Here is a 9,396-nt window from a genome sequence, read left to right as displayed (position 1 = left end):
GACGATTTCAATGAAATATTTTAAAAACGTGCATGAGATGATCGGTAATACACCTCTTATGGAGATCACTCAGTTTTCACTTCCAGAAGGTGTTCGTTTATTTGCAAAGCTGGAGTTCATGAATCCTGGCGGAAGTGTGAAAGATCGGTTAGGTTTGGAGCTGTTAGATGCAGCCCTAGCTAAAGGTGATCTTGTGCAAGGTGGAACGATCATCGAGCCTACAGCAGGAAATACAGGGATCGGTCTAGCTCTTGCTGCGATTAATAAAGGTATAAACGTAATCTTTGTTATTCCAGAAAAATTTAGTATCGAAAAACAAGAGCTTATGAAAGCATTGGGTGCGACTATCGTTCATACTCATACTGCCGATGGAATAAAAGGAGCGATAAAAAGAACAAAGGAGTTGCTGAATGAGATTCCGAATTCTTTTTCTCCTTCTCAATTTTCTAATCCGGATAACCCAAACACTTACTACAAAACATTAGGTCCAGAAATCTGGGATGCGCTTGATGGTCACGTAGATGTTTTTGTAGCCGGGGCGGGTACAGGTGGTACGTTCATGGGTACAGCTCGCTATTTAAAAGAAAAGAACGAAAACGTGAAGACGGTTATCGTTGAACCTGAAGGCTCTATTCTTAATGGTGGAGAATCCGGACCTCATAAGACAGAAGGTATCGGTATGGAATTTCTGCCCGACTATATGGACCCATCCTATTTCAAAAGCATCCATACAGTCATGGATGTTGATGCGTTCCAAAGAGTCGCTGAACTAGCTAAAAAAGAAGGTCTTCTTGTCGGAAGTTCTTCAGGAGCAGCGTTACACGCAGCCCTCATTGAAGCACAAACAGCACAACGGGGACAAAATATTGTCACGATATTTGCTGACAGCTCAGAGCGATATTTAAGCAAGAAAATTTATGAAGGAGGCATCTGATAATGAAACGTAAAACAAAATTGATCCACGGAGGCATTCCTTCTGATAAGACTACAGGAGCTGTGTCATTTCCGATCTATCAAGTAAGCACATACAAGCAAGAAGATGTAGGAGTGCATAGCGGATTTGAATATTCTCGTACAGGAAATCCTACAAGACATGCGTTAGAAGAACTGATTAAAGACTTAGAAGGTGGTAAACGCGGATTTGCGTTTGGTTCAGGTATGGCTGCTATTACCGCTGTTATGATGTTATTTGATTCTGGTGATCATGTTATTCTAACAGATGATGTATACGGCGGTACGTATCGTGTGATGACGAAGGTATTAAACCGTCTTGGAATCGATTCAACGTTCGTGGATACAACAGACATTGAACAGATCGAAGCGGCATTAAAACCGAACACAAAAGCGGTCTATGTAGAAACACCAACAAATCCACTATTAAAGGTTACAGACATTGAAGCTGTAGCTTCTTGGTCAAAAGCGAAAAACCTTCTGTTCATGGTAGATAACACGTTTAACACACCATATTGGCAAAATCCGATCGAATTAGGTGCAGATATTGTTCTTCACTCTGCAACGAAATATATTGGCGGCCATAGTGACGTTGTAGCTGGCCTAGTCGTGGTAAACGATGAAAAGCTAGGAGAAGACCTTCATTTCGTACAAAACTCAACAGGCGGCGTTCTGGGGCCACAAGATTCATGGTTGCTCATTCGCGGTATCAAAACACTTGGGTTGCGTATGGAAGCTCACGAAAACAATACGAAAAAAATCGTTGAATTTTTAAAATCTCATCCAGCGGTAGAGAAAATTTATTACCCAGGACTAGAAGATCACCCTCAGCACGAGATTGCTAAGAAACAATCTGGTGGTTTCGGTGGAATGGTATCCTTTGATGTTGGTTCACAAGCGAATGCTGATGCACTTCTCAAAAAGGTAAAATACTTCACACTTGCAGAAAGCTTAGGAGCAGTTGAGAGTTTGATCTCCGTTCCTGCTCGTATGACACATGCATCTATTCCCGCAGAACGTAGAGCAGAACTAGGAATCACAGATGGATTGGTCCGTATCTCTGTTGGTATTGAAGATGCTGACGATTTGATCGATGATCTGAAAAATGCTTTAAGTTAAATGAGGAACATAAAGGGTAGAACAAGTGCTTTAACCGGCACTTGTTCTTTTTTTGTTTGCGTGTGTTGATAAGTTAACATCTATGGAAGATGCAAAATTCAAGATTTTGCTGAATTATTACTTTAAATCCCCCGAAAGTTACACTGCTAACAGTTTTAGAGACGCCCCTTTGAACCATTTTGATTCTAATTAATAAAAGATATATTCACCTTTCATTTAAACTATACGATGCAAATTTTTGATCACAATTTAGACAAATTTACTTCACGCTTTTGTCAAAATCTACTTGGTAGAATAGGGTCTTACCTATGTTATCCTTTATATAGAGATTAGGAGTAGGAGGTAGACACCGCTATGAAAAACAATGCTGAATTCATTCAAAAGAAAATCGCTGACTACCAGCGCTTCGGTTTTATTTTATTGGCTGTTAGCACGTTCTTTTATTTAGGACTAGTACTTCCTGTTGAAGACAAAAACTTTGTTCAATCCATCACATTAGGTATTGCCTCGACAACATGCTTAGGATTCACTGCACTTATGTATAACGTTGTAAGAAAGTGCAAAACACAATTACAAGAATTAAGTGAATAAACCATATAAATAATTTCACGTACCGTCCCTTAAGCAGGGGCGGTATTTTTTATGTTCTTAACCGTAATTGAAAAAGTGTCTTCACTCGCTACACCTCATAAAAAGAAAGCGATTACACATGAATCACTTGAACTAAATCGTTAACAAAGCTTAATTCTTCAGTCTTTCATGTCACTTATAGAAGTTTTAGTTTAACTAGTTTATTCCGTTAGAACAATCGGGTATGGATACAGAACGGCCGAAGAAGGTCATACTAAGTTTTAACAATCTATATTAGAGAAAGAAGTGGAGTTAGTGGGTATCATCTGGGCACTTATTACAGCAGTCTGCTGGGGAAGTATCGTCTTAGTGAGCGAAAAACTTGGCGGAGATTTTCACAGTCAAACATTTGGAATGACATTAGGAGCTCTACTGTTTTCAATTGTTGCATTCTTTATCGTTCAGCCGGATCTTGATATTACAGTTTTTGCGATCGGTATCGTTTCAGGGATCTTCTGGGTGATCGGACAGCGAAACCAATTTGCTAGTGTTGATTATTTAGGGGTTTCTAAAATCGTTCCTCTTTCAACAGGTATGCAGTTGTTCGGAACAACATTGTTTGGTGTTATCGTTTTTCATGAATGGAAAACAACAACAGAAATTATCATCGGAATCATTGCAATCTGTGCAATCATAGCAGGAGCGTTATTAACATCAAGAAGAAGTGAACAAGGTGACCAAAAAGATAAACAAAACTTTAAAAAAGGAATCACCATCCTTCTTATATCAACGATCGGATATGTTACATATGTCGTTATTATTAGATGGTTTGAAGTAAACGGATGGCAAGCTATCTTACCTCAAGCGGTAGGAATGTTTATTGGCGCGCTCGTTTTATCTTTTAAACATAAACCGTTTAATAAGTACTCTGTGCGCAATATTTTAACAGGACTGATTTGGAGCACTGGTAATCTGACTTTACTGCTGTCATTGCCTCTGATTGGAATCGCGACAAGTTTTTCGCTTTCACAGACCGGTATCATCATATCAACACTCGGAGGAATCTTTTTATTAGGTGAAAAAAGAAGTAAGAAAGAGATCATCTGGGTGATCTCAGGTTGTGTAATTATCATAGTGGGTGGCGTCATGTTAGGATTTACAAAATCATAGAGGAGCTGAAGAGGATGTATCCAGATTTAAAAGGAAAAACGGTTATAATCACAGGTGCAGCAACAGGCATCGGTAAAGCATGTGCACTAAGATTCGGACAAGAAGAAGCTAATGTTGTCATTAACTTTCATTCAGATAAACAGATTAAAGAAACGAATGAAATGATTAAGGAGATTAAGAACAGTGGTGGAAACGCAATTGCTGTACAAGGGGATGTAACAAAAGAAAGTGACATCAAACAACTGATTGAGAAAACAATCAATGAGTTTGGGTCGCTAGACATCATGATTAACAACGCTGGAATTGAAAATGAAGTTCCTTCACATGAGCTCACATTAGAGGATTGGAACAAAGTTATCTCAACGAATTTAACTGGCCAGTTTCTAGGCTGCAGAGAGGCGATCGATTACTTCCTAAAGCATGACATCCAAGGAGCTATAATCAATATGTCGAGTGTACATGAGATCATTCCATGGCCACATTTTGTACATTACGCAGCAAGTAAGGGCGGAATAAAGCTGATGACACAAACCCTCGCACTTGAATATGCTCCTAAGCGTATCCGAATCAACGGCATTGCGCCGGGTGCCATCAATACACCGATTAATGCAGAAAAGTTTTCAGATCCAAAACAAAAAGAAGGCGTTTTAAAGTTAATTCCTATGGGCTATATCGGGGAGCCAGAGGAAATTGCAGCGACCGCAGTTTGGCTAGCCTCAAACCAAGCAAGTTATGTTACAGGTCTAACACTAATTGCTGACGGCGGAATGACATTATATCCAGGTTTTCAAGCTGGAAAAGGGTAAAAGAAAAAGTCCACTTTATAGAAGTGGACTTTTTCACGTTTATAATAGGATTCCAGTTAACGTACCTACACAAAGTAAAATACCAAAAGCCATATGAAGAAGTGCAGTTAAACCAAGCGCCTTGTTTAACTCTTTAGCATCCCATGTGGATATCGCAATCTTTAACCCTTTTAACGCGATAGGAAGGGTAATCGCCGCGATTAGACTCCAAAGCGGTAAGATGTCTAAGAATATAAGAGCTAATAAACTTACATACGTACCAAGCATTAAGACATAGTATTCTAGTCGTGATGCTTTTCTTCCGATCAAACCAGCGATAGTGGTTTTGCCGATCTGCTTATCTGTATCGAAATCACGCAAGTTGTTAGCATGAAGGATAGCCATAACAAGAAGAGCGTTAGGGATAGCAGCTAAAAAGATTTCTGTGTTTAACGTTAATGTTTGTGTGTAGAACGAACCAACAACTGCGAGAATACCTAGCGTACTTCCAGATGCGATCTCACCTAGTCCGTTGTAAGCAAGCGCATAACGAGTAGCTGTGTAAAAGTACCCTACAAGTAATGACGGAATCCCGAAATAAAGAACAACAGGGCCGGTAAGTGCAGTTAATATAAGTCCCACAATAATACTTAGACCAAAGAAAATAAGTCCTGTGATATATACTTGGCGCGGAGTCATCTCTTTTCGGTCGATGACGCCTGATGGGCTCAACGAACCAGGTATATCCGCACCTTTTACATGATCAAAATAATCGTTCACTAAGTTTGTTCCGCACTGAAGAAAAACAGCACCAATAAGTGTTAAAAAGAAAGTAGGCCAATGTATACTTGTCCACTGTAATGCAAGAATTGTCCCGAAGATAACGGGAATGACAGATGCTGTTAATGAAAAAGGCCGTGTTGAAGCAAAGATGACCTTAGGATGTATCATTTGTGTTTCCCCCTTTACACTCATAATTATAGTAAAAGTTTGTGAAAGTGTACACATAATTATCTTATGTAGGTATTGCCTATTTATAGAAAACCACCCCAATTTTTGTGAACTTTCGATTTCACATGCATATACTTATCTAGGATAAAAAAAACTCTTTACACGACTTGGTAAATAGTGTAAGGTTTTCTAAGTAAAGCAAATTATATAAAAGGAGGTTGAACAAAATGATGATGTACATTGATACGATCTACCAACTGAATAAATCTTTACGTTCGACCGCCAATCAGAGCAGTATGTCTATTTAACTTATTTAAAAGACACCGCAGGTCGAATGCCTGCGGTTTTTTGTGTGCTTTTTTAACACCGCAGGGGTTATTCTGCGGTGTTTTTTTATACAACTTAAAGGAGGAGAAGAAAATGATAATGATTGGAATTACACTGCTGACTTGGCTTCTAACGGAGAAAGATTCAACCTGAGGGAAAAAATACGATTGAAACGAAGGAGTTAAAAAAGATATGTTTACACTACATTTGTTTTTTGTAACGATTACCTTTTCTATTAAGAGGAACAGTCGATCTGATGAGCTTTATGCTCGTGATAGGGAAGTAAAAACACTTTATGATCGTGCTAAAGAAAAAGCATCTAATAATTTGTCTTCATGGCTGTAAAAAGTAGCGCGTGCCGGTTCGGCATGCGCTATTTTTTTATACAAGAAGGCAAAAAATAAGATAGGTTATCGGTTATCGCATTTCCAATACGATATCCAAAAGCGCTTGGTTTTCCGTTAATGATAAATGTACCTGTCATTCGGTAGCCTTCTTGAACACCTTTATGAGATTGGAAAGTCATCTTAGGCAGTGATACATGCTTTTGATAAACACTTACATAGTTGTCATAACTCTGATGTTTGTCTTGATCAATGATGCTGCCGACACCATCAAAAATACGAACTGTATCTCCTTCTCTGCCAAAAACGGGCTTTTGCACATACTTTTCTTTGTTTTTCAAAAATGGATCAGGTTCAAGATAAGTAGGTAAAAAATAGCGTTCGATCCATTCGTGTTCCTCACTAGAAAAGTAAGGAGATCGTGCCTCATGTAATCCCCATATGACGGCTAAGATGGCTTTGCTCTGTAATAAAAAGGCTGATGGTGGATTAATGATAGCCAATTTGTTTTGAACCACAAGCTGTGTTAACTGTAAGCCTATATCCTCGTTTGTTACTTTATCTACATCTTGAATAAGAAGCTCGATCGGAAATGTTTGTCTATATAAAACATCAATTTTTTTCCCGTTTTGATCGAATAAACCAATTCCTTTTCGTATGACCAATTCTTCTAAAGGGACAAACTGAGAAGGAAATCCTGAAAGTTTCTTTAAATAAAGAACAGTCTGTTTGTCTTCGATGTTCTCTTCATGTGCTGTAAAAACGATATGTGGGGCATGCTCTGTTTGTAAGTGTCGATACGCACTCAGGATGGAGGAGCGTACAGCGTTCTTTAATTGTTTTTCTTTGTCTTCGTTAGGATCGCGATATCCGTGTTGTTTACAGATTAAACCGTTCACCTTAAAACATTCATAAATAAATGTGGGCGTATCACTGTTAAACTCCATTATCTTATGTCCTTTAGGTGTTTCTATTGAATCAATCCTGCCAATTACCGTTTTCGCTAATGGCGTTTGATAGCGTAGAAACGAATTAAGAACCTCTGGGAAACCTAGAAGCTGTAAGGTATCATCTTCAATATTTTCAGATTGCAGGAGGGAAGCGGTCTTAAACAGTATATGACCGCCTCTTTCGCCAAGCAGTTTCGCATCATTTACAGCGTCTTCTGAAATTTCAGCTGGTTCGTATAAAGCATATTCTTGGCCATACATATCGGCCCAAAATTCAGGTAGCTGATTATAAAATTTTTGTCTATTATCTATATAGGTCATGCGTGTGATTACCTCCAAAACATACATTTAGAACTGTAAACTGGTATGATAAACATAACAAATTATAAAGAGGATGAAAATAATGGAACTCACTTATTTTATCGAAAGAGACAACGAATATGAAGCCTTCTTAACGTATAAGATTCCTGAAAACATGCATAACGATGAAAAATATGCGCGGCAGCTCTGTGAATTTTTTGTAACAGGTGGAAAAGAGTACGAACTTCAATCGAACGAGATGAAAAGTAGCGAGGAGATCTTAATCATAAAAGAAGTAGGAGAAGCGCGAAGATTTACAGAGGAAACGAGTTATAAAGGAAGAGGGATATTTTTAGAATTCCGCTCTTATAACTCTTCAGGAGATATGCCTGTACTTCATACGCAAGCTTTAAACAGCCATTGGGATGTTATCCGTTATTTATTAAAAGACGTAGTAGATATACCTGGTAAAGGACAGTTTTTACGTGATTCAGCTGAAATAGATGAAGACCGTGCTGTTTATGTGATGTATGTCGGAGATAAAATTTAAGCATGTGGCAGATGCCACATGCTTTTTCTTTTAATATGTAAGACACTGAGCGATAACCCAACCAACGGAAATACTTAAAAACATGACAAGAAGTCCAACTGCTTTATTATCCGCATCGATTGCTTTTGAGATGCTTGATCGAATCGCTAGGTGTTCTGCTACGAATAAAGCTACGATCTGAGCGATGATTCCCACTGATCCCCAAATTAGCAAATCAACAATGCTCAATGAATTTGCGATCGATGATCCAATGACAAAAGCAAGGCCAAAAAGTCGTCCGCCAAGTGATAAAGCAGCTGCGCAATTTCCTTTACTGATTAATTGAAGTTCTTTCGTTTTTGTTGTTAATTCAAATATAATAAAGCCGACAAAAAGTAATCCAAGTCCTGTTGCCGCATAAAGGGCAAAATTAAGAAATAAGTTCTCCATCTTCACAACTCCTCATGATTTATCCGCCAAATCCTTTACTTCCTCCGAAGCCAGATCCACCGCCTTTGAAACTCGAACTACTTTTGTAGGATTTATAAGCAGAACTTTTTAATAAGCTGCTCTTTCCTTTGTAGTAACTTCCGCCGTGGTAATAGTGACCGAAATAGCGAGAACCGGTATCATCACATTCATATACCCCATCGTCTTCATCCCATTCCCAATCTTGGCATTCCGTATCAGTTGGCTCTGGTGGGATATCTTGTGCTTGGTCGTTACAGCCAGAGAGCATAACTGCAACAGATGCAGAGGATACACCTGCAATAAGCATTTTTGTTTTATTCATATCTTCACCTCATTCCATGCTCCATTATAGTATGGATCTCTTCATAATTGAACCATTTATTTCTAGTACGATTTAAAAAATAAAAAGGTTCCCAGGTTTTTAAAGATGTACAGACACACCCAAGCCCAGCACCGCATACTGTTAAGGGAATAGAGAATCGTCTTGGAGGTGCTGTCATGTCATTAGTAGGTGTGTTGGCTTACTTTTTTAAGGAAGTTATGCTTTTTGTATCATACGTTAAAAATAATGCATTTCCCCAGCCCCTGTCTGAAAATGAAGAAAAGCAGTACTTAAAAGAGATGGCCGAAGGAAACGAACATGCTAGAGCCATGTTGATCGAGCACAACTTAAGGCTTGTTGCGCATATCGTGAAAAAATTTGAAAACACAGGTGAAGATACGGAAGACTTAATATCAATTGGGACGATCGGATTGATAAAAGCTATTGAGAGCTATTCGAGAGGAAAGGGTACGAAGCTTGCTACGTATGCAGCTCGGTGTATAGAGAACGAAATCTTGATGCATTTAAGAGCTCTAAAGAAAACGAAGAAAGATGTTTCCCTTCATGACCCGATCGGAACGGATAAAGAGGGAAATGAATTAACCTC

Annotated in this window: 11 protein-coding genes and 1 pseudogene; 8 read left to right on the top strand and 4 right to left on the bottom strand. The window is 38.7% G+C overall.

The features are described 5' to 3' along the window. Positions 1 to 10: 10 nt before the first annotated feature. The 5 genes from IHV09_RS14445 (at position 11) to IHV09_RS14425 (ending at position 4,616) form a co-directional block, all read left to right on the top strand. Positions 11 to 934: a PLP-dependent cysteine synthase family protein gene (locus IHV09_RS14445; protein WP_197264787.1), complete on the top strand. Its 924-nt coding sequence runs from the start codon at positions 11 to 13 to the stop codon at positions 932 to 934. A gap of 2 nt (positions 935 to 936) precedes the next feature. Continuing rightward, entirely contained in the window at positions 937 to 2,070 is a 1,134-nt protein-coding gene (locus IHV09_RS14440) for a bifunctional cystathionine gamma-lyase/homocysteine desulfhydrase (protein WP_197264786.1), read from the top strand. Positions 2,071 to 2,424: 354 nt separating this feature from the next. After that, positions 2,425 to 2,661, top strand: a complete 237-nt coding sequence (locus tag IHV09_RS14435; RefSeq protein WP_191751792.1) for a YrhC family protein — start codon at positions 2,425 to 2,427, stop codon at positions 2,659 to 2,661. Between the two features lie 294 nt (positions 2,662 to 2,955). Next, positions 2,956 to 3,810: a GRP family sugar transporter gene (locus IHV09_RS14430; protein WP_197264785.1), complete on the top strand. Its 855-nt coding sequence runs from the start codon at positions 2,956 to 2,958 to the stop codon at positions 3,808 to 3,810. A 14-nt stretch (positions 3,811 to 3,824) separates the two neighbouring features. After that, positions 3,825 to 4,616: a glucose-1-dehydrogenase gene (locus tag IHV09_RS14425; protein ID WP_197133369.1), complete on the top strand. Its 792-nt coding sequence runs from the start codon at positions 3,825 to 3,827 to the stop codon at positions 4,614 to 4,616. Positions 4,617 to 4,655: 39 nt separating this feature from the next. On the opposite strand, the gene menA is transcribed toward IHV09_RS14425, so the two are convergent. After that, positions 4,656 to 5,546 carry a 1,4-dihydroxy-2-naphthoate octaprenyltransferase gene (gene menA, locus IHV09_RS14420; RefSeq protein WP_197133366.1) on the bottom strand — a complete coding sequence of 297 codons (891 nt, stop codon included), beginning with the start codon at positions 5,544 to 5,546 and terminating at the stop codon, positions 4,656 to 4,658. A gap of 519 nt (positions 5,547 to 6,065) precedes the next feature. On the opposite strand from menA, the gene IHV09_RS14415 reads away from it, so the two are divergent. Beyond that, entirely contained in the window at positions 6,066 to 6,218 is a 153-nt protein-coding gene (locus IHV09_RS14415) for a YrzI family small protein (RefSeq protein ID WP_137788799.1), read from the top strand. 28 nt (positions 6,219 to 6,246) lie between these two features. Here the strand turns inward: IHV09_RS14415 and IHV09_RS14410 are convergent, their stop codons facing one another. Further along, a complete protein-coding gene (locus IHV09_RS14410) occupies positions 6,247 to 7,488 on the bottom strand; it encodes a glutathionylspermidine synthase family protein (protein ID WP_197264784.1) in 1,242 nt (413 codons plus the stop codon). Positions 7,489 to 7,570: 82 nt separating this feature from the next. On the opposite strand from IHV09_RS14410, the gene IHV09_RS14405 reads away from it, so the two are divergent. Further along, a complete protein-coding gene (locus IHV09_RS14405; RefSeq protein ID WP_231618307.1) occupies positions 7,571 to 8,017 on the top strand; it encodes an RNA helicase in 447 nt (148 codons plus the stop codon). Positions 8,018 to 8,047: 30 nt separating this feature from the next. Here the strand turns inward: IHV09_RS14405 and IHV09_RS14400 are convergent, their stop codons facing one another. Continuing rightward, a complete protein-coding gene (locus tag IHV09_RS14400) occupies positions 8,048 to 8,446 on the bottom strand; it encodes a DUF350 domain-containing protein (RefSeq protein ID WP_197133361.1) in 399 nt (132 codons plus the stop codon). Between the two features lie 19 nt (positions 8,447 to 8,465). Then, entirely contained in the window at positions 8,466 to 8,789 is a 324-nt protein-coding gene (locus IHV09_RS14395; protein WP_197133359.1) for an aminotransferase yhxA, read from the bottom strand. 176 nt (positions 8,790 to 8,965) lie between these two features. On the opposite strand from IHV09_RS14395, the pseudogene sigK reads away from it, so the two are divergent. Then, positions 8,966 to 9,394 (top strand): annotated as a pseudogene (gene sigK / locus IHV09_RS14390) (RNA polymerase sporulation sigma factor SigK); the annotation flags it as partial. Positions 9,395 to 9,396 lie beyond the last annotated feature (2 nt).

It is taken from the genome of Fictibacillus sp. 23RED33 (genome assembly GCF_015903925.1).
GTDB lineage: Bacteria > Bacillota > Bacilli > Bacillales > Fictibacillaceae > Fictibacillus > Fictibacillus phosphorivorans.
This window is presented reverse-complemented; position numbering and strand designations above follow the sequence as displayed.

Excerpts from the sequence above, each read along its gene's own strand:
- IHV09_RS14445 (WP_197264787.1), top strand. The coding sequence starts at position 11 with ATGAAATATTTTAAAAACGTGCATGAGATGATCGGTAATACACCTCTT.
- IHV09_RS14440 (WP_197264786.1), top strand. The coding sequence starts at position 937 with ATGAAACGTAAAACAAAATTGATCCACGGAGGCATTCCTTCTGATAAG.
- IHV09_RS14435 (WP_191751792.1), top strand. The coding sequence starts at position 2,425 with ATGAAAAACAATGCTGAATTCATTCAAAAGAAAATCGCTGACTACCAG.
- IHV09_RS14425 (WP_197133369.1), top strand. The coding sequence starts at position 3,825 with ATGTATCCAGATTTAAAAGGAAAAACGGTTATAATCACAGGTGCAGCA.
- menA (WP_197133366.1), bottom strand. The coding sequence starts at position 5,546 with ATGATACATCCTAAGGTCATCTTTGCTTCAACACGGCCTTTTTCATTA.
- IHV09_RS14415 (WP_137788799.1), top strand. The coding sequence starts at position 6,066 with ATGTTTACACTACATTTGTTTTTTGTAACGATTACCTTTTCTATTAAG.
- IHV09_RS14410 (WP_197264784.1), bottom strand. The coding sequence starts at position 7,488 with ATGACCTATATAGATAATAGACAAAAATTTTATAATCAGCTACCTGAA.
- IHV09_RS14405 (WP_231618307.1), top strand. The coding sequence starts at position 7,571 with ATGGAACTCACTTATTTTATCGAAAGAGACAACGAATATGAAGCCTTC.
- IHV09_RS14400 (WP_197133361.1), bottom strand. The coding sequence starts at position 8,446 with ATGGAGAACTTATTTCTTAATTTTGCCCTTTATGCGGCAACAGGACTT.
- IHV09_RS14395 (WP_197133359.1), bottom strand. The coding sequence starts at position 8,789 with ATGAATAAAACAAAAATGCTTATTGCAGGTGTATCCTCTGCATCTGTT.